This window comes from Vibrio sp. S/42/10, assembly GCF_029890535.1.
Taxonomy (GTDB): Bacteria; Pseudomonadota; Gammaproteobacteria; order Enterobacterales; family Vibrionaceae; genus Vibrio; species Vibrio cyclitrophicus.
This window is the reverse complement of sequence record NZ_JAKMZC010000001.1, coordinates 167222-184467: the sequence shown is the minus strand read 5'-3', so window position 1 is coordinate 184467 and position 17246 is coordinate 167222. Positions and strand designations below refer to the sequence as shown.

The following is a 17246-nucleotide window of genomic DNA, read 5'->3' as shown; positions in this document are numbered from 1 at the left end:
TAGATTAGTAGATTAGACAAGTAGATAAGAAATCAAAAAGCCCGGCGCATCTGAATGCACCGGGCTTTGTCGTTTTTGTATAGCAATATCTTTACGCAGCACTTCTAACCAAAATCGCAAAAAATATGTCTTTGGTTAGGTTAGCGTTACGTCAATTAGAGTTTGCCTGCTATCGCCCAAACTGCCGCTAGCATGTCGTGACCGAATGCAACGCTACGCTCTGGAGACCAACCGTAAAGTTCATCAGCGTGGCTGATGTGGTCTTTAAATGGCATCTCCACTGTATAAGCCAAACACTTGAACTGTTCGCTTATCCAGTTTGTGCCCACTGTCATATTCGCTTTTCCTGGTTCGTCTTTATCGTAACCAAATTCATCTTGGAATTCGGGAGTGATAGTCAGAAGGGCTTGCTTGAAGTGGTTCTCTAGTTTTTCAATGCGCTCACTGTATGACGGCGTACCTTCGCTACCCGCAACAAAGTTATATGGGATTGCTTCGTCGCCGTGAATGTCTAGACACATGTCAACGCCAGTTTCTAGCATACGCTCACGCACAAGGAAAACTTCAGGACTACGTTCTAGAGATGGCGATTGCCATTCACGGTTAAGGTTAACGCCAATCGCGTTGGTACGCAGGTGACCACGGATACTGCCATCTGGGTTCATGTTCGGTACAACGTGGAAAACAACGTTATCTAGAAGAGAACGACCTACTGTGTCTGTTTCATCAAGTAAACGTTGCAGCAAGCCTTCGATCAGCCATTCAGCCATAGTCTCGCCCGGGTGTTGGCGACCAATAACCCAGATGTTTTTCTTCTCTTCACTTGGCTCACCAATGGTTAGCAAAGTGATGTCATTGTTGTCTAGCGTGTGACCCAGCGTTTCTAACTTACAAGCCGGGTGCGTTTGAGCACTGTGCAGGAGATCTTGGTGACGATCATATGAGTAAGGCGCGAAGTAGGCGAAGTACATTGAATCGTGTTCAGGAATGATATCAAAGCTTAGTGTATCGCCATTGAACTGAGATGGAACACGGAACCACTCTTCACGATCATAAGATGCAACAACATCGTAATCTTTCCAGCCTTCAGGATAGGCTGATGTTGCCAATTGGCCGATTTCAAAGTGGTGAGCTTGTTGAGCTTCACTTTCTAAACGGAAGTGAAACCATTGAGAGATTTCAGTCTGGTTGTCTGCTGGGATCGTCAGTTGAATGTTTTGTGGTGAATCTGCTGAAACGACGTGAATGTTGCCGCTTTCGAAATTGCTGAAAATTTTCATTGTAGTTTTTATCTCGTAGTTGAGTTGCCGTAAGACTAGCACACTTTTTTTCGAGCAAACCACTAGCGAGATCGCAATGAGATATTATTTTAATTATCTATTTCTTATTTTCTACCCTTGAGTTTTCTGACTTGAAACTAGCGACGTTGGCAAGTGGTACAACCACGACAGGCAGAACGTGTGTGGCGATCTAACTTACTACGTTGAATCTTACAGTAGGCGTTTTTCAATGCTCTTCGTCCAGAAAACCAATCGTCGGGCTTTGACAGAATCAGATAACCGTTAAAACGCTTCATCAGTTCTATTCTGTTTTGGTCGATGAACTTGCTATCAAACCCAATTTCAAAGTAATCAAGCGCTTGTTCGATAGAAGTGAAGCTCGTTATTTTTTGTTGGAACTCTGTTTGATTCATGGGTAGCTTATTTGTGACTCATCAATAACAGGTATTGTACTAAGCCTATGGTTTGATTTATTGACCTTAGTTATGAGCTCCCCAGTTTTAAGTGTCAACTTACAGATTAAAGTGATCCCTTTTGTTATTGCGTACTTATAGTTTGAAACATCACAGCGAGAGATAACCCATGAATCGAATTAATCCAAAGAAATTACTTCGCAGTAAATGGACTGCCGTTAGCCCAGTAAAAAAAGAAAAGCACTTTATGATCACAGAGGTTGAATTTGAAGAAGGGGAGGTAATTCGTTGCTTAATAGAGGCAGTGATGACCAAACGAGAGGAAGCTATTAACTGGCGAGAGCTAACCGACAACCAACATTGGCTCCCTGGTTGGAAGTAGGAGTAAGAAAAGTAATCGAGAAGCCTTTTCCCTTGATTAAGAAACAGGTTCGTGGCTCACGAGCTAGTTCCTATCCACTATTTACAGATGTTTGTTTACAGATGCTCGTTTTTGCCAGTACTTCAGCCCCTCTAAAACGCCCGCGGCGTGTGTTGCTGTGCTGGTGTAAACATTTTCTCTGTCGGACAGGTGAGCAACTTCCGGATAATGGTTCGCCACCAATATTGAGTTGACGCCTTCTATAGTAAGCATAGATGTGTCGTTCGCAGAGTCACCTGCAATGCACACTTCTTCAACACTCAAATCATGCTGTTGGAGCAGATGACGAATCGCCGTGGCTTTATTAACTCCTTTGGGCGTTATATCTAAGTACCAGTCGTGAGAGTAAGTGAGATGGACGTCTAGGCCGTGCGATTTCAAGCTCAATCCAATCAGCGTTTGTTGAGGTTCAGATAATTTCCCTTCAAAAGTAATTTTGTAATCGCCTTGATGGTTTTCCAAACGTTCACCCATGAAATTCAGTGATGCGAGTGCCAACTCTACTTTTGATTTGTTCCAAGAAGCTTCTAACTGGTTATGCCAAATATGATCAGGCAATTGGGAGTGGTTGTGATGAATTCTTGTACCAACATCGCTGATAATACTGTGGGGTTTTGGGTAGTTGTTTGAAGCTAATCCAACCCTGATGGAAGGTAAGGTTCTACCTGTCGCAATGATAAAACGGATATCTGTTTGGTCAGCTAAGTAGTCAGATAACTGATTTACTCCATGAGATGAGCCTCCATCAAGTGTCCCATCAAAGTCACACACCAACATTTTTATCATCAGAATCCCTTTTTTTTTCTTTAATCGATAGGTAGAAAAGATCGACGCCTTGCATAAAGAATGGCTCAGCTGCTAGTACTCTACAAGTCGTCTTTTGGTCTAGATAATCGATATTTGATAGTTTGCAGCAAGTATCACAACTGGTGTTGTATTTTTAAAGGTTGAAGATATTTCGACCAACCTGGGTTCATCTTAATAGAATTGGCCTTATCGACTTTTTCCCTTTATGCCGTGATTTTGCCACTTTTCTGTTCGCTTGAACTTCCAGTTTTTAAGCACCCGAAAAACTTAACCAATAGTTTGTATTCGAATTATTTGTACACGAACTATTTATGCTTAATCTTGGTTCGTTCAGCCTATTCCTTGTACTAATGTAAAATAAATATTCAATAATCTGTCAGTTAGTAATACATAATTCCGTGCGCATTTGTGATTACTTAATGTCTTTTATTATCAGTATTTTATTGAATTATTATTTTTACTTTAACCTTGTTTTTTATGTGTGATTTGGTGGTTTTTACCGTCTGTTACCGAATGCAACCCCTTGATTTACTCTGCTGGATTGCTTAGAGTGCTAATTGTTTTTTTGAATTTAGATGACCATTTTTAAGTTTAAATAACCATTTTTAAGTTTAAATAACTAACAAAGGATTAGATTTCATGGATCCCATACTGGAAGTTAAGGGACTGTACAAGGTGTTTGGTGAAGACACCGACCGTGCTTTTACGATGATCAGTGAAGGCGCAAACAAAGACAAAGTTTTCGAAGAAACAGGTCTAACGATCGGCGTTAACGATGTTTCTCTTAGTATCAAAGAAGGCGAGATTTTCGTAATAATGGGACTGTCAGGATCTGGCAAATCAACCCTAGTACGCCTTCTTAATCGCTTAATTGAACCCACCAAAGGTAATGTGCTTCTTCGAGGCAAAGATATTGCCCACATCTCAGAAGATGAACTCCGCGAAGTTCGCCGCAACAACATCTCTATGGTTTTCCAAAATTTCGCTTTGATGCCACACATGACGGTGATAGAAAACGCAGCATTTGGCCTTGAGCTTGCGGGTGTTGAGCTAAGTAAACGCAAACAATCTGCATTTGAAGCCTTGGAGCGAGTAGGTCTTGGGCCGTATTCGGAATCTTACCCGGATGAATTATCTGGTGGTATGAAGCAACGTGTTGGTTTGGCTCGTGCCCTAGCATGTGACCCAGATATCTTGTTAATGGATGAAGCATTTTCTGCACTCGACCCTTTGATTCGTACTGAAATGCAGGATGAATTGATTCGCCTTCAAAACGATGACAAACGTACGATTGTGTTCATTTCGCATGATTTGGATGAAGCAATGCGTATTGGTGACCGAATTGCGATTATGCAAAATGGTGAAGTGGTTCAAGTAGGCACCCCTGACGAAATTCTTAACAATCCGGCTAACGATTACGTTGAAGCCTTTTTCCGAGGCGTAAATGTAGCAAGTGTTCTTACTGTGAAAGATATCGCACGTAAGAAACCGGCTGCAGTATTTAAGAAATCGGAACACGATGGCCCAGCTTCTGCTCTGCAAATTCTGATGGATAATGACCGTGAATACGGCATCGTTATCGATAAAAGCAGCCTTTACTCAGGCATCGTTTCTGTCGATTCTCTTCGTCAAGCTCACAAAGAGAACAAATCTTTGGTTAGTGCGCAGCTCGATGATGGTTTAACGCTGAGCCCAGATTTACCTATCAATGATGTACTTGGCCTTGTTGGTGGTGTGCCTTATTCAGTCCCTGTTGTGGATGAACAAGGCAATTACTTCGGTGTGGTGACTAAATCACGACTGTTACAAACATTGGATAAGGGGTAGATCATGTCATCAGAACAAACGAATAATGACCCATGGTCACAATCTACTGTTTCAGAGCAATCGACCCAGCCATCAAGTGATCCTTGGGGTCAAGCAACTGACACCTCACCATCAGCGGATTGGTTAAGCAGTGAAACGGTAGAAACCATACCTTTTGACCCACTTAACCCATTTGCCGAAGCAGTATTGCCTGTCGATACTTGGGTTGAATCTGGTTTGAATTGGTTAGTTGAACACGGGCGTCCGTTATTTCAGGCAATACGAATTCCTATCGATTTCATTCTAAGTTCATTTGAAACGGCATTAGTTTCTACGCCAGCCCCGTTTATGCTTATCATTCTATTTTTGTTGGCATGGCAGTTTTCAAACTTGAAGTTGGGTCTTGCGACTGCAGTATCGCTTACTTTTATCGGTTTGATTGGTGCTTGGTCTGAAGCGATGACCACTCTTTCATTGGTTATGACATCGGTATTCTTCTGTTTATTGATAGGCTTACCAATGGGTATCTGGCTCGCCCGAAGTAATACTGCTGCTAAATTTGTGCGTCCAATTCTAGATGCTATGCAAACCACGCCAGCTTTCGTTTATTTGGTACCAATTGTTATGTTATTTGGTATTGGTAATGTGCCGGGCGTAGTGGTAACCATCATATTTGCACTACCACCAGTGGTACGTTTGACCATCTTGGGCATTCAGCAGGTACCTGAAGAGCTGATAGAAGCAGGTCACTCATTTGGTGCCAGCAAAAAGCAGATGTTATATCGAATTCAATTGCCATTGGCATTGCCAACTATCATGGCAGGCGTGAACCAAACGTTGATGCTGTCGCTATCTATGGTCGTTATCGCGTCAATGATTGCAGTCGGTGGTTTAGGCCAGATGGTATTGAGAGGTATCGGCCGTCTAGATATGGGACTTGCGGCTGTCGGCGGTCTGGGCATCGTTATTCTTGCTATCTTGCTTGATCGCATTACTCAAGTTTTAGGCGCTAACGCAGGCAACACAAAATTACGCTGGTATCAGATGGGACCTGTTTCTCTTGTACTTAACGCATTCAATCTCGGCAACAAATCAGAACTACAATTAAGGAAAAAAACCAATGAATAATTCATGGAAGAGTAAACTTGCTGTTAGCATCGTTTCTACATTAGCAGTATCAACTAACCTTTGGGCTGCAAGCTTACCGGGTGAAGGTGTATCTGTTCAGCCAGTTCAATCTTCTGTCGCTGAGGAAACATTTCAAACGTTGATCGTAAACCGTGCGTTAGAAGAACTTGGCTACGACGTAAAAGCGACACAAGAAGTGGACTACAACGTAGCTTACACTTCTATCGCAAAAGGTGATGCAACGTTCTTAACAGTAGGTTGGTTCCCACTTCATGCTGATAAATACAAAATGGCTGGTGGCGATGACAAATTCTATCGTGAAGGTCAGTATGTAAGTGGCGCGGCACAAGGTTACCTAATAGATAAAAAAACGGCAGAACAGTACAACATTACTAACATTGGCCAACTGACCGACCCGAAAATTGCAAAACTGTTTGATGCAAACGGTGATGGTAAAGCAGACTTAACGGGCTGTAACCCTGGCTGGGGTTGTGAGATGGTTATCGAACATCAACTTTCAGCATTCAAACTTGATGATACAGTTACGCATAACCAAGGTAACTATGCCGCCATTATTGCTGATACGATTTCGCGTTACCAAAAGGGTGAGTCGATTCTTTACTACACTTGGACTCCATACTGGGTGAGTGGCGTGTTGGTTCCAAATGAAGATGTAGTGTGGCTAGAAGTACCATTCTCATCTCTTCCTGGCGATCGTGCTGATGTCGATACAACGTTGTCGAATGGTAAAAACTACGGTTTCCAAATGAACTCGATGCGCATTATCGCGAACAAAGAGTTTGCTAAGAATAACCCAGCGGCGGCGAAGCTTTTCGAAATCATCAAATTGAACATCAACGATGTAAGTGCTCAGAACATGATGATGAGCAAAGGCAAAAACAGCTCTGCTGATATTGAAGCGCATGTAAACGGTTGGATTAAAGCGAATCAAAGTACGTTTGATGCTTGGATTGCAGAATCGAAGAAAGCAGCACTTTAATAACACTTACTTGTATTCGTCCAGACAATATCTGGCCCTTTAATTTGATATTATGAGCGTGTTTAGCGCCAGTGTAGAGTCGCCGAATCACCATCAAATTAAGTAAAGCAATGGCAAGTGTTAATCACTAAAAAAAGCCAGCAGTCTTATTTGGACTGCTGGCTTTTTGCTTTCTGTTTTACTCTTGAGCTTCTAGCGTTCGCCTTGAACTTCAAAGTAGTCGCTTACTAGGCGAGCATGGCCATCGCCTTCCAAAGCCCAGTGCTCACGGTGCACGACACCGAATGCCTTGTTCATCGTCCAGCTTGCAGTCAGGATGTAACCACCTTCTGGGTGTTCTGCCCACGTCACGTCTGTGTAATCAACGTCTTTGAAGCCTTGGTCAATAATATTCTGCCAAAATGCTTGAATCGCTTCACGACCTTCAAAAACACCAAACGGACGCGCTTCCATCACACATACTTCAGTGTATTGAGCTGCACACTCTTTGGCATCTTGGCTGTTGAATGCTTTCTGCCATGCGTCAATGCCTTGCTTGCATGTTTCTAATATTTGGTTGTTTAACATTATTCTCTCCATAACAGTCTTCTTTCAAACACTGTGTTTTGATTTGGGTATCTTGATAAGTTGGATTCAGTTTAGTTCTATAAATTGAATGGAAAAACAGAGATAATAAAAAAGACTGTATGTAAAAAGAGAACAATTAAATGAATAAGCTAAAGCAGATGTCTATTTTCGCTCATATTGTAGAGCAGGGTTCAGTATCAGCGGCGGCTGAAAAGCTTGAACTATCTAAGTCTGTCGTCAGCCAGCACCTTAAAATACTGGAACAAGAGTTAGGCGCCTCACTTCTTAAACGAACAACGCGGAGACAGATCCTGACCAGTATGGGGGAGCGTTTTTATCTAAGCTGTAAAGACATCAACGTGATCGCTGACTCTGCTTGGGATATGGCGAAAGCAGAATTAGAAGAGCCACAAGGTCGGATTAGAATCACGGCGCCGAATGCGCTGATGGACTTGCTCGTCGCGCCTGTTATTGCAGAGCTAATGAAGCAATACCCGAAATTAGAACCAGAACTGATTGGTGATGACCAGCAGTTGGACTTCATGGAGCACGATATTGATCTCGCGGTACGAGTGGGAAGCTCACGTGACAGTAACCTTAAGCAGAAGCGTTTGGGTGAGTTCAAAGACGTGTTATGTGGCGTCGAAAGTATGCGAGATAGTGAACTTACTTCTATTCCATACATTGCAAACTCGTGGCAGGGAAAGCAGGTGACTCATTCTTTCACTTCTAACAGTGAGCAAGACTTTGTTTACCAACAACAAGCCAGTTGCACCACTAACTCATTCCACAGCTGTCTTGCCTTAATCAAATCAGGCGTTGGTATTGGTGTAATACCAGATTTCTACCTTCATCAGCTATCCGATGAGGTGGTCGATGTCATACCGAACTTTCAATTGCCAACTAACACGGTCTATGCGTTAACCCCATTCGCTGCAAACACACCGATCGCCATTAAACTATGTGTTCAAGCATTGGAAGATAGACTCAAAAATGACTTCATTTAATTGGTGTGAGGTTTTCATCTTAATAACCGTCTACTCGATGTTAAGGGAGATTACTCAGATGGCAGGTTCTGCTTCAGCTCTAATAACATTTGATACGCGCTTTCCCCAGACATTTCATATGGGTTAAATTGGTTAGAGGCCGAAAATTGTAAGTTCAACAATTCAGTCAAGCTAGATTGGGGAATATCACCCATTGACCAATCACCAAACTGTCGGCTATCAATTTCTTTGTAATAGAGAATTGTCACGTTGTTGTGGCGATGGTCATTGAGAATATGGTTGTAGGTATGATTGACCGCATCTCTCGACCCCTCTATACACTGAAGAAAATACTTTTGATTATGACTAAGTAGCCCAGTTAAATGGCTTTGTTTATTGTGGTCACGGGAAATATCCAAAATATCATCTAAAGCTTTGGCGTCGCAACTTTCGCAAAGCGTACTGACATAAATCAACCGAGTTAGGAACATAAACACCACTTCAATTTTTGTTTAAAGGTTACCTACAAATATAAGCCAAGTTGATGGAATTGCGAATTCAGCGACAAAACAGGGTGTTCTAATGGTTGATTAGTCAGTAATTATCAGAATCTAATTGGCTTGTTAGTGCGGAATTTTATGAACAAGGAGTATCATAACAATACTCCTTGTTCACTTTTCATGATATTTAGACTGACGTTAGTAGTGACCAGGGAATGTCGGACTAAATACAGGGTAGAGTGCTCTCAGCTCATCTTGGCTAAGGTAGCCACGTTGAGTCTTGATGACTTCTCCATTTTCTCGGTATACAGCCATAGCACTTGAGTAGGTGCCGGTTTCTAACCAAGAGGTCTTGAATTCGGCACAATAAGCGTCGATACAATTTCGTGGGTTTTGAGTGGCCCAACTGCCAAATCCAGTCTTCCAACCCAATAGTGTAGAGCCTTCACTTACGATTTTATCGTCATCTATGTAATGAAAACTTGATGAAGAGTGTTCAATTTCGATTTCGGTATTTCCAATTAAATCACTGTAAAATACGTAAGTAGGCCATAAGTCAGCGGTGTTATGAGAAAGAATGAAGGTCACTTTAGCTGAGCCTTCTAATAATTGTGTTTCACGCTCTATAGTAAATATGATTCTTTCTTGTATGTCCGCAAGGTTGCAGCTCCAAAGTTGACACGCATTGTACATCTCGTCGTAACTTGTTCCCCAGCGTTGGGCTGCTTCAACTATTAACGCGTCTTTAGATGGATTTAAGTCTGTATCTTCATCAGGATTGGTTTGATCGCCCGCAGAGCCATCGCCGCCTTCTGGTGGTAAGATCGGTTTTTCAGGGTTATGAGGTGCTGAACCATCAACTGAATTAGAATCATTTGAGCTGTTACATCCGGTCAGTAACGCCGCTATTAAGGAGGCAAATAAAGCTGTTCTTTTCATTTTGAAACTACTCTCTACTTTAGGAAAAAGTATCCTAACTATGTGACAAGCATTATCTTTCAATGATGGCTTATCGATAACTTTCCATTGATAGAGGTATAGTATTTGCGATGTTTACAACTGGCTAACTAGTGGTTTGAATATGAATAATAAGTAGCGCTTATCACGAGAAGGCGGAAGCAGGTGAAGTGCAGAGTCATGCTTTTATCTCTAATCAATAAACGGTGAGCTATATTATCTAAGCCCACCATCTAAGTAATTGAATCTAATATTTAGTTATTCACTACTGAGATTGACTCAACATTTGAAGATAGGTCGAAGCGAACATTAACAAGTACATCTTCACGTTTAAAAGTCACATCATCAAAATCTGTTGTCGCAATTTTAAATCCATTTCTTGCGAATAAGCTCGTCACAATTGTGCGTTGTTTTTGTTCCATTGCGTTTGTCAGTAGCTTGTCCATTATTATTTCCCTTGAGTAACCGTATGCATAAAGCAAAGGTACAGCTTCCAATTTATGAGATCAATTGCTTAATAGATAGTCATGGTTAATGTGTTGTTTAGTATTATTCAGGTATGTTTTATTGTGATAGAACGGGGTGTTTTTTTTACGTTTACTTATTGAATTTCAAGAATTTTGTGATGTGGCTTCAAGCGGCTTTGTGCGTTTTAGCAACCAGTATAATTATGAGTGAAACATATGCTTACAAAGTTGTAGGTTTTGCAGGCTAATATCATCTGTGCATTAATCTGATACTCAGCGGTAGTTCGGGTGAAGCATTACATGGGTGTCACTAATGCTCAGGCCCCTTCTAATTATGATAAATGTTATTAACCATATAAGCTTGATTTTAATATTGGCTTGATTTATAAATTCACCGTTCATTAATAACTTCATGATTATATTAGCTTTTACTAACCTTTAATAACATGGAGAAAAGCGATGAATAAGAACCATAAGCGCAATAGGTTGGCGAATATAATGCGATTTCGTAAGTCTTATAAGGAGACTGATTTTCTTGTAAATGACAGTGAATTACGAGTTAAGAAGGACGTTTATAGCTTACGGAAAATTAAACAGTTAGAAGTTCGTCAGTTAGGCCTTAAAGAAAACGCAATCAATATCGTTTCATTGGCTTTGGTGCTTTCCGCTGCTACTTGGGCATTTGTACCTCAGTTTGGTTTGCCTATGCTTGCACTGACTTTTATTTTGGCCTTTATCTCATGGCGAAGATATGAGTTGCGTGTAGAGTTTAAAGGGTCAGATGAAACGGGCGACCATTGGGTTTCCGTGGCGCGCGGTTGTACTCGAGAAGAGTTCAAAGTGTTGAAAAACGTTGAATTGGTTTTACGTGATCAGGTTTATTCATAAACTAGTTTTCGTAATGTAGATAGCATCACTCTAACTACGCTTGTGAAAACAAAAAGCTCGTCATTATTTGACGAGCTTTTTGTTTTCTGAATAGCATGAATAAAGTATTCCATTATTTAACAACGATTGTTATTCGTATGATTCTTGAGTTGTGGCATTTATGATTTGGTTTTGTTCTTAGATGTAGTGATTGTTAAAACGTCAAAGGGACTATATTCAATTTCTAGGCTGGGATTTGAACTGTACGGTTTACATTGGCTCCTAATGATAGTTATCGTTGAGATTGATAACTCTTTTAATCAGGTTTGGAAAGTATATGAAAGTCACTATTAGGCCCGCCATGCCAAGTGAATTGGCCGCTATTTATGCTTTGGTCACCTCAAACGATGAGTGGACGAAGTTTAACGGCCCTTATTTCCCGTATTCCCACCCATCATTTGAACAGTTTGAAAGTTGTTCGTTCCGACGGTTACTCAATGGAGCTGATTTACAGTTGGTGGTTGTAGACGGTGTGCCTGTAGGAACCGTCAATTGTTATTGGGAGTGTGAAGAGACCCATTGGCTTGAAGCTGGCGTTGTTATTTATGATTCTAAATATTGGGGTAAGGGCATTGCAGCGTTAGCACTTCCTTTTTGGGTCTCTTATTTATTCGAAAATAAGCAGATAGAGCGTGTGGGTTTAACGACTTGGTCGGGTAATCCGCGGATGATGTCACTGGCGTTGAAGTTGGGTTTTCAACAGGAAGCGAGACTAAGAAAAGTACGCTTTTATAAAGGCGAGTATTATGATTCAGTTAAGTATGGCCTGTTGCGTTGTGAGTGGTTGGAACGCCATTAACGACTTGTAAATATAACGGATAACTCTTTGATCTAAAAATCGAGAACGAGCGTATTTTTGTCTAGTTTAACTAGGATGAGTGTGCAATGAAGTTATCGAGAGAAAGTGAATCAAGAATTATAGAGATGGCGTGGGAAGACAGAACGCCATTTGAGGCCATTGAGTTACAATTTGGTTTGAATGAATCTGAAGTGATTCGCTTTATGCGTGCCAAATTAAAGCTGGGGAGTTTCAAGTTGTGGCGGTCGCGTGTTTCCGGGCGATCAACAAAGCATTTAAAGCTTCGTAGGTCGGATGTTTCGAGAGGTTATTGCCCGACCCAGTATAAGCAGCGTTAGAGTGTTCATACCTTAGCGCTGTGTTATCGCGCTTGAATTTGTACAGCTTAGTGGATGATGAATTCATCCACACTAATCTATCAAACTGAATTAAAGGTCAGTTGGCTTTGCGCTTAACCATTTTGTTCACAGCTTTCAAAGAAGACTTAACCATCACTGTGTGCGATTTTATTTCCTTAATACTTTTAACAAATATCGAAGATAAGTTAAGAAGACAAATGACGAACAGCACGAACGTCGTTTTCAATCCGAATGACATCACCTTGAGGTCCGTACCCGTTAGGGTAATCTTTCGCGTTGCCTGTTTTCGGTTCTGCGCGTTGAGCGCCAGCGCCATGTACATCAAGTAGAGTGCACGTTTTTGATTTTGGTCTCTTCATATAACCTAAGCATTCGTCGAAGCAGAAGTAGGCAGCTTGTGATTGTGACTTTGGACCAACGCGGAGGTGAGTCGTGTTACTCCAAAATGCAGGGTAGTTAAGCTTTCCTTGTTCGTCTTGAATTGAGGATATCGAAAATACAGGGTCAATCGCTGCAGAGTTTGTTGCTTGAGGCGAACAGTATTTCCACGAACTAGACGAGCAGTGAACTTGTTTGGTGCGTGGATGGACAAGTGGATATCCTTACACATTAGGTTCACTTCGAACTGTCGTTAACTATCTATTACCACAGTATTTATATGCTTGAAATATTAGACTATTGTTAAGTTACAGTGATACTTAGTTGAGGGTTCGGAAATGACAAGGTTTGTATTGGTAATATTGTTTATGCTTATTTCTACTGGTTGCGGAACCAGTGACAGTGCTTTAATGAAGAGTGGTCATAACGAATCTTACATACAAGGTTTCCATGACGGTAGACACAGCGGAATGCAAGAAACTGGTAATGACTTCGAAGACTATATAAAAGATGAGAAGCGTTTCAATTCAGATACCGACTACAAACAAGGCTGGCTTGCGGGCGAGTCTGAGGGTAAAAAACTGCAAGATGAAGCAACTTCGATTGGTAAAGGTTTAGCAGGTAGTTATCCACAAAAGACTAAATCGACGAGCTCTGATGATGTAGCAAAAGAAGCATTGAAAGGTATCGATACATCAGGGTTGGAGAACTTGGAATAGAGGGCAAAACACGTAAGTTTTCAATCCTTCTTACTATAAATATCCCGACAGAAAGGTAGTTACAAAGAGGCAGTAATTATTTCAGTATATTGCGCGAGATTTACGACGTTTTTGAGGGCTCAAAAACGGTGAAACCCCGATGTTGGTAGCATCGGGGTTTCGAATTTCTAGATTTCTCGACTGGTAAGATCGATTATCTTTTCTATGCAGAAGGCTTGGATTAATCCAATCTTATTCCTTGGTAGGGAATTAGATACGGATGAAGTCCATGTGCTCAACTTTAGGCTTGAACGCGTGACGTTGAACGTCTTGCGGCTTAACCTTAACTTCTGCGCCGTCAATCAGTAGAGTGATTGCTTCGTAGAATTCAGGCTTATCCATTTGGTTGATCACGTCAGCGTGAACAAGTTCGATAGCTACAGCTGCTGCTTCGCCACCGTAGATTACAGCTGGGAATTTACCAGCGTGACGTAGGCGGCGGCTCGCACCTTTACCTAGTTCAGTACGTACTACTGCTTCAAATTTCATAGTTTTACTCTCAAATTAGTAAAAATTAACTTCACACCTCAATGCGACCTTGAGTATGTGGTAATGCTTATGCATAAACGAGTTCATGCTTAAGCGAGCGCGGATACTAACATTACATTCAAATCGGAGCAAGTCAGAAGCCTATCGCAAAGGGAAATTCCTTCGATATTCAGCTCGTTTGACGATAAAATGTTCATTGGTCTTCATTTCTGCCTTTCTCGCCCTTTGTATCACAGACCTTATCTATTTATATCATCAGCTAATGAACGGAAAATGAATGTTCAACTAAGGATTGGTTAAGACTCTGTTAGTTAATCTTAGTGTTAATTAAACAGCAGAATAAATAGGTGAACATATGGAACCGGTTAGCATTATCGTTATCACTTTAAACGAAGAAAAACGCATTGGACGCTTGATGGAAGAGTTGAGCGTCCAAACCCATCAGGAGTTTGAAGTTATCGTTGTCGATTCAAACAGCGAAGACAACACAAGAGAAGTGGCGCAGGCCTATGAAAGTGCATTGCCAAACTTAACGGTTCACCACATGGAAACACGTGGTGTGAGCTTGGGCAGAAACACGGGAGCTTCTTTGGCTCAGTACAACAGAATCCTCTTTTTAGACGCTGATGTAAGCTTACCTCGAAACTTTCTTGCCAAAGCGCTTTATGAATTGGACGAGAAGAAACTTGAAGTCGCAGGCGTGTACATGAGCTCTAAGGGTTTGCCGCTTGTTCACAAGTTCGGTTATGGGGTGTTTAACGCCGGGCTATTTGCCACTCAGTTCTTTTTTCCAACAGCGATTGGCGCGTGTATTTTCTCGACTAAGCGAGTACACGATGAAATCGGCGGGTTCGATGAAGAAATTGTATTGTGCGAAGACTGTGATTACGTAAAACGTGCGAGCAAGACATGGCGATTTAGATTCCTGAATATGACTTTTGGCTTTGACCCTCGTCGGTTAGACCAAGACGGTGTTGTTAAAACGGGATCAACTTACCTTAAAGCCAATGTAAGACGTTTCTTTAAGGGTGAAATGCGTAACAACGAGATGAACTACAAGTTTGGTCATTATAAAGAACAGTAAGCGCTGAGGTTGTTATGTTTGATGGACTAGAGCTGTTTTTGGGTGCATTAGGTGACGCACTCATAGGCCCGAACCTATTTGTACCGGGAGAGCCCTTTTTTATCGCTGCGGGCTTTCAACTGTATTCAGGTGCATGGATGGCGTTGGTGCTAGTGATGTTGGGTGGTTTCATCGGAGACCAGTTGAGCTATTTTATTGGATCAAAATGGGGTGCAACCGCACAAAAGAAACTTATAAAATTCCGCCCTAAAACCAAAAGGCTTATGGCTCGATGCCGTTACCTAATCGCAAAGAAGGGCAATTACATTATTGTGGCTGCTCGCCTTCTTGGACCTATTGCTTGGGTCGTACCTTTTATTGCGGGCTCTCATCGCGTTAAGTGGAGTAGCTTTACGCTGCTTTCATCGATTGGGTTGTTGCTTGGTGGTGGACAATTTATTGCATGGGGCATGTTATTGGCACATGGAGTTGAACAGTTTCCATTATTGAATACTGTTAAGGTTTTTCTTACTGAACATCAAAGCTTAATGATTGGCTTGGTCGTCGTTATTGCCTTTGTCACAATCGGATATAAGTTCAAGTGGCGCAGACTGACGCTGAAGACCAGTACACTTTTGGTCGTTTGGTTATGCTACGCAAATTACGCGCACTTCTTCTGGAAGGCCGATGATTTTCAAACTCAACAAGCGCCAGAAGAAACGGCCTCTATTGACTTAGAGCAAGTGATTTATAAAGCATTTCCTGGCTTGTCTCCCGTTTACGATGCACAAGCGATCAATGTTGTGTATGTCGGGGAGTCCCCCCGTGAATTGATGAATCAACTTGGTTGGATAGAGAACCAAACCTTTTCTCGACATGAGATTGAATGGACACATTATTTAGCCTTGTTAAAAGCGAATACTCCTCCGGTTTCTGACTTGTATTGGCGAAATCAGCCTCAAGATATGGCATTTCAATTGCCTGGAAACCTAATGAAAAGAAGCCACATACGTTGGTGGAACGCAGGGCTAGACAGTAATAGCAATCAACTTAAGTGGTTAGGGGCAATCAGCTACGATGATGGGCTTAAAGTGACGCCGTACTCAGGTATTGTCACCATACTTCATAAAATTGACCCGAATGTGGATGAAGAACGCGATAGGTTTGCCAAACAGATCAAATCGACTTATCCAAATATTGGTTTGGTGCACTTGCCACTCGCTAACGCAGAAGCTTTGAATGATAATCACGATTATTATACTGATGGCAAAATTCTGATGATTGGAGCAACGACGTACGGCGTTAAATCGCCAGCTTTAAATGTGGCAGTGAACGATATATAGGAGAGTGGTACAAAGCTTGTTAAAGGAAACCTGTTGCTTTGGTTTTTGGCTCATTATTCATCGTTCTAGTGATATGCACCCATATAGTAGTTACCTAACTGCTTATCTTTCTCTCGCTTCTTTCTGGTCTACCCATCCTAGAACAGCCAATAATATGAGCCTTGTTTAATTCTTAAATCGAACAGGGCCTTGCCTTTTCTTCAGCGCTTATTTTAAGTTAAGTAACTTAACCCTCTTATAAGCTACTTCTCAGCGATAATCTGTTTTCTTTGTCTATGCTAATTAAGGGCGAGTAAGCGGCGAAAGCCAAGGACAACGTTATGCAAATGAATCCAATTGGTTGGTTTGAAATTTATGTCGATGATATGGCGAGAGCGAAGGCTTTTTACGAAGCTGTGTTTAAAGTGAGGCTAGAGAAGTTAGATAACGAAACTGAAATCGACATTGAAATGTGGGTATTTCCTTGTGAGATGGACAGTTACGGTGCAACAGGGGCGCTGTGTTCTATGTCTGGTGTCAAAGCTGGTGGTAACAGCACGATGGTTTATTTCTCTTGTGAAGACTGTGAGACCGAAGCGAGCTTAGCAGCAGCGAATGGTGGTGCCTTACAAGTGCCCAAAATGGCCATTGGTCAACATGGTTTCATTAGTGTTGTCAGTGATACTGAGGGCAATACGATAGGGTTGCATTCTATGAGTTAAAGTGAGCTCTCATTAAGTAAGAAAAAGAGCAGGTGTTTGCAAATGATAGGCAAACGCCTGCTTTTCGCGCCCAGAAGCTTTATTGTTTTTAAGAAGC

The 17246-nt window shown here is 41.7% G+C and carries 22 protein-coding genes; 12 read left to right on the top strand and 10 right to left on the bottom strand.

Annotated elements, in window-relative coordinates:
• Positions 1–155: 155 nt before the first annotated feature.
• Positions 156–1280, bottom strand: a complete 1125-nt coding sequence (locus tag L8S15_RS00810) for a carboxypeptidase family protein (RefSeq protein WP_146531891.1) — start codon at positions 1278–1280, stop codon at positions 156–158.
• A gap of 137 nt (positions 1281–1417) precedes the next feature.
• Complete coding sequence (locus L8S15_RS00805; protein WP_016798062.1) at positions 1418–1693, bottom strand: nitrogenase-stabilizing/protective protein NifW; 276 nt, start codon at positions 1691–1693, stop codon at positions 1418–1420.
• Between the two features lie 169 nt (positions 1694–1862).
• Here L8S15_RS00805 and L8S15_RS00800 point away from each other — a divergent pair, with 169 nt between their 5' ends.
• A complete protein-coding gene (locus L8S15_RS00800) occupies positions 1863–2075 on the top strand; it encodes a TIGR02450 family Trp-rich protein (protein WP_010440387.1) in 213 nt (70 codons plus the stop codon).
• A gap of 81 nt (positions 2076–2156) precedes the next feature.
• Here the strand turns inward: L8S15_RS00800 and L8S15_RS00795 are convergent, their stop codons facing one another.
• Positions 2157–2900 (bottom strand): HAD-IIB family hydrolase, encoded by a 744-nt coding sequence (locus L8S15_RS00795; RefSeq protein WP_032545538.1) that lies wholly within the window; start codon positions 2898–2900, stop codon positions 2157–2159.
• 660 nt (positions 2901–3560) lie between these two features.
• On the opposite strand from L8S15_RS00795, the gene proV reads away from it, so the two are divergent.
• From proV to proX, 3 genes are read left to right on the top strand one after another with little or no spacing between them, the layout of a single operon-like run.
• Entirely contained in the window at positions 3561–4748 is a 1188-nt protein-coding gene (proV, locus tag L8S15_RS00790) for a glycine betaine/L-proline ABC transporter ATP-binding protein ProV (RefSeq protein WP_010440391.1), read from the top strand.
• 3 nt (positions 4749–4751) lie between these two features.
• Entirely contained in the window at positions 4752–5855 is a 1104-nt protein-coding gene (proW, locus tag L8S15_RS00785; RefSeq protein WP_010440393.1) for a glycine betaine/L-proline ABC transporter permease ProW, read from the top strand.
• On the top strand, positions 5848–6855 hold the full coding sequence (gene proX, locus L8S15_RS00780; protein WP_010440395.1) for a glycine betaine/L-proline ABC transporter substrate-binding protein ProX: 1008 nt from the start codon (positions 5848–5850) through the stop codon (positions 6853–6855). The genes proW and proX overlap by 8 nt, the downstream gene beginning before the upstream one ends.
• A gap of 192 nt (positions 6856–7047) precedes the next feature.
• Here the strand turns inward: proX and L8S15_RS00775 are convergent, their stop codons facing one another.
• Positions 7048–7422, bottom strand: coding sequence for a nuclear transport factor 2 family protein (locus tag L8S15_RS00775; RefSeq protein WP_016798060.1), 375 nt, complete (start codon positions 7420–7422; stop codon positions 7048–7050).
• Positions 7423–7562: 140 nt separating this feature from the next.
• On the opposite strand from L8S15_RS00775, the gene L8S15_RS00770 reads away from it, so the two are divergent.
• Positions 7563–8429: a LysR family transcriptional regulator gene (locus L8S15_RS00770; protein WP_016798059.1), complete on the top strand. Its 867-nt coding sequence runs from the start codon at positions 7563–7565 to the stop codon at positions 8427–8429.
• A 50-nt stretch (positions 8430–8479) separates the two neighbouring features.
• Here the strand turns inward: L8S15_RS00770 and L8S15_RS00765 are convergent, their stop codons facing one another.
• The 3 genes from L8S15_RS00765 to L8S15_RS00755 form a co-directional block, all read right to left on the bottom strand.
• Positions 8480–8899, bottom strand: a complete 420-nt coding sequence (locus L8S15_RS00765; protein WP_016768597.1) for a BLUF domain-containing protein — start codon at positions 8897–8899, stop codon at positions 8480–8482.
• 207 nt (positions 8900–9106) lie between these two features.
• Positions 9107–9847, bottom strand: a complete 741-nt coding sequence (locus tag L8S15_RS00760; RefSeq protein ID WP_010440403.1) for a hypothetical protein — start codon at positions 9845–9847, stop codon at positions 9107–9109.
• A gap of 272 nt (positions 9848–10119) precedes the next feature.
• A complete protein-coding gene (locus L8S15_RS00755; protein WP_010440405.1) occupies positions 10120–10311 on the bottom strand; it encodes a hypothetical protein in 192 nt (63 codons plus the stop codon).
• 480 nt (positions 10312–10791) lie between these two features.
• On the opposite strand from L8S15_RS00755, the gene L8S15_RS00750 reads away from it, so the two are divergent.
• The 3 genes from L8S15_RS00750 to L8S15_RS00740 all read left to right on the top strand — a co-directional run bounded on the left by L8S15_RS00750 (position 10792) and on the right by L8S15_RS00740 (position 12396).
• On the top strand, positions 10792–11220 hold the full coding sequence (locus L8S15_RS00750; RefSeq protein WP_016798058.1) for a hypothetical protein: 429 nt from the start codon (positions 10792–10794) through the stop codon (positions 11218–11220).
• 316 nt (positions 11221–11536) lie between these two features.
• Positions 11537–12058 carry a GNAT family protein gene (locus tag L8S15_RS00745; protein ID WP_010440408.1) on the top strand — a complete coding sequence of 174 codons (522 nt, stop codon included), beginning with the start codon at positions 11537–11539 and terminating at the stop codon, positions 12056–12058.
• 86 nt (positions 12059–12144) lie between these two features.
• Positions 12145–12396 (top strand): TIGR03643 family protein, encoded by a 252-nt coding sequence (locus L8S15_RS00740; protein WP_016786255.1) that lies wholly within the window; start codon positions 12145–12147, stop codon positions 12394–12396.
• 97 nt (positions 12397–12493) lie between these two features.
• Here L8S15_RS00740 and L8S15_RS00735 read toward each other — a convergent pair whose 3' ends face one another.
• Both L8S15_RS00735 and L8S15_RS00730 read right to left on the bottom strand, forming a co-directional pair.
• A complete protein-coding gene (locus L8S15_RS00735; protein WP_229632042.1) occupies positions 12494–12685 on the bottom strand; it encodes a hypothetical protein in 192 nt (63 codons plus the stop codon).
• Positions 12603–12776 (bottom strand): hypothetical protein, encoded by a 174-nt coding sequence (locus L8S15_RS00730; protein WP_010440413.1) that lies wholly within the window; start codon positions 12774–12776, stop codon positions 12603–12605. Before L8S15_RS00730 ends, L8S15_RS00735 begins: the two co-directional genes overlap by 83 nt.
• Before the next feature lie 387 nt (positions 12777–13163).
• Here L8S15_RS00730 and L8S15_RS00725 point away from each other — a divergent pair, with 387 nt between their 5' ends.
• A complete protein-coding gene (locus tag L8S15_RS00725; RefSeq protein WP_010440416.1) occupies positions 13164–13514 on the top strand; it encodes a hypothetical protein in 351 nt (116 codons plus the stop codon).
• A 249-nt stretch (positions 13515–13763) separates the two neighbouring features.
• On the opposite strand, the gene rplY is transcribed toward L8S15_RS00725, so the two are convergent.
• Positions 13764–14042, bottom strand: coding sequence for a 50S ribosomal protein L25 (gene rplY / locus L8S15_RS00720; protein WP_010441516.1), 279 nt, complete (start codon positions 14040–14042; stop codon positions 13764–13766).
• 355 nt (positions 14043–14397) lie between these two features.
• On the opposite strand from rplY, the gene L8S15_RS00715 reads away from it, so the two are divergent.
• From L8S15_RS00715 to L8S15_RS00705, 3 genes are all read left to right on the top strand, one after another.
• A complete protein-coding gene (locus L8S15_RS00715; RefSeq protein ID WP_016794425.1) occupies positions 14398–15126 on the top strand; it encodes a glycosyltransferase in 729 nt (242 codons plus the stop codon).
• A gap of 14 nt (positions 15127–15140) precedes the next feature.
• Positions 15141–16448: an LssY C-terminal domain-containing protein gene (locus L8S15_RS00710; RefSeq protein ID WP_016797419.1), complete on the top strand. Its 1308-nt coding sequence runs from the start codon at positions 15141–15143 to the stop codon at positions 16446–16448.
• Positions 16449–16768: 320 nt separating this feature from the next.
• Positions 16769–17149: a VOC family protein gene (locus L8S15_RS00705; protein ID WP_010441510.1), complete on the top strand. Its 381-nt coding sequence runs from the start codon at positions 16769–16771 to the stop codon at positions 17147–17149.
• The last annotated feature ends 97 nt before the right edge of the window (positions 17150–17246 follow it).

What these genes read in the sequence shown, in the direction of transcription:
- L8S15_RS00745 (WP_010440408.1), top strand. Translation starts at nt 11,537, where the DNA reads ATGAAAGTCACTATTAGGCCCGCCATGCCAAGTGAATTGGCCGCTATT.
- L8S15_RS00805 (WP_016798062.1), bottom strand. Translation starts at nt 1,693, where the DNA reads ATGAATCAAACAGAGTTCCAACAAAAAATAACGAGCTTCACTTCTATC.
- L8S15_RS00715 (WP_016794425.1), top strand. Translation starts at nt 14,398, where the DNA reads ATGGAACCGGTTAGCATTATCGTTATCACTTTAAACGAAGAAAAACGC.
- proX (WP_010440395.1), top strand. Translation starts at nt 5,848, where the DNA reads ATGAATAATTCATGGAAGAGTAAACTTGCTGTTAGCATCGTTTCTACA.
- L8S15_RS00740 (WP_016786255.1), top strand. Translation starts at nt 12,145, where the DNA reads ATGAAGTTATCGAGAGAAAGTGAATCAAGAATTATAGAGATGGCGTGG.
- L8S15_RS00730 (WP_010440413.1), bottom strand. Translation starts at nt 12,776, where the DNA reads ATGAAGAGACCAAAATCAAAAACGTGCACTCTACTTGATGTACATGGC.
- L8S15_RS00765 (WP_016768597.1), bottom strand. Translation starts at nt 8,899, where the DNA reads ATGTTCCTAACTCGGTTGATTTATGTCAGTACGCTTTGCGAAAGTTGC.
- L8S15_RS00800 (WP_010440387.1), top strand. Translation starts at nt 1,863, where the DNA reads ATGAATCGAATTAATCCAAAGAAATTACTTCGCAGTAAATGGACTGCC.
- rplY (WP_010441516.1), bottom strand. Translation starts at nt 14,042, where the DNA reads ATGAAATTTGAAGCAGTAGTACGTACTGAACTAGGTAAAGGTGCGAGC.
- L8S15_RS00755 (WP_010440405.1), bottom strand. Translation starts at nt 10,311, where the DNA reads ATGGACAAGCTACTGACAAACGCAATGGAACAAAAACAACGCACAATT.
- L8S15_RS00710 (WP_016797419.1), top strand. Translation starts at nt 15,141, where the DNA reads ATGTTTGATGGACTAGAGCTGTTTTTGGGTGCATTAGGTGACGCACTC.
- L8S15_RS00760 (WP_010440403.1), bottom strand. Translation starts at nt 9,847, where the DNA reads ATGAAAAGAACAGCTTTATTTGCCTCCTTAATAGCGGCGTTACTGACC.
- L8S15_RS00810 (WP_146531891.1), bottom strand. Translation starts at nt 1,280, where the DNA reads ATGAAAATTTTCAGCAATTTCGAAAGCGGCAACATTCACGTCGTTTCA.
- L8S15_RS00725 (WP_010440416.1), top strand. Translation starts at nt 13,164, where the DNA reads ATGCTTATTTCTACTGGTTGCGGAACCAGTGACAGTGCTTTAATGAAG.
- L8S15_RS00750 (WP_016798058.1), top strand. Translation starts at nt 10,792, where the DNA reads ATGAATAAGAACCATAAGCGCAATAGGTTGGCGAATATAATGCGATTT.
- proW (WP_010440393.1), top strand. Translation starts at nt 4,752, where the DNA reads ATGTCATCAGAACAAACGAATAATGACCCATGGTCACAATCTACTGTT.
- L8S15_RS00705 (WP_010441510.1), top strand. Translation starts at nt 16,769, where the DNA reads ATGCAAATGAATCCAATTGGTTGGTTTGAAATTTATGTCGATGATATG.
- L8S15_RS00795 (WP_032545538.1), bottom strand. Translation starts at nt 2,900, where the DNA reads ATGATAAAAATGTTGGTGTGTGACTTTGATGGGACACTTGATGGAGGC.
- L8S15_RS00775 (WP_016798060.1), bottom strand. Translation starts at nt 7,422, where the DNA reads ATGTTAAACAACCAAATATTAGAAACATGCAAGCAAGGCATTGACGCA.
- L8S15_RS00770 (WP_016798059.1), top strand. Translation starts at nt 7,563, where the DNA reads ATGAATAAGCTAAAGCAGATGTCTATTTTCGCTCATATTGTAGAGCAG.
- proV (WP_010440391.1), top strand. Translation starts at nt 3,561, where the DNA reads ATGGATCCCATACTGGAAGTTAAGGGACTGTACAAGGTGTTTGGTGAA.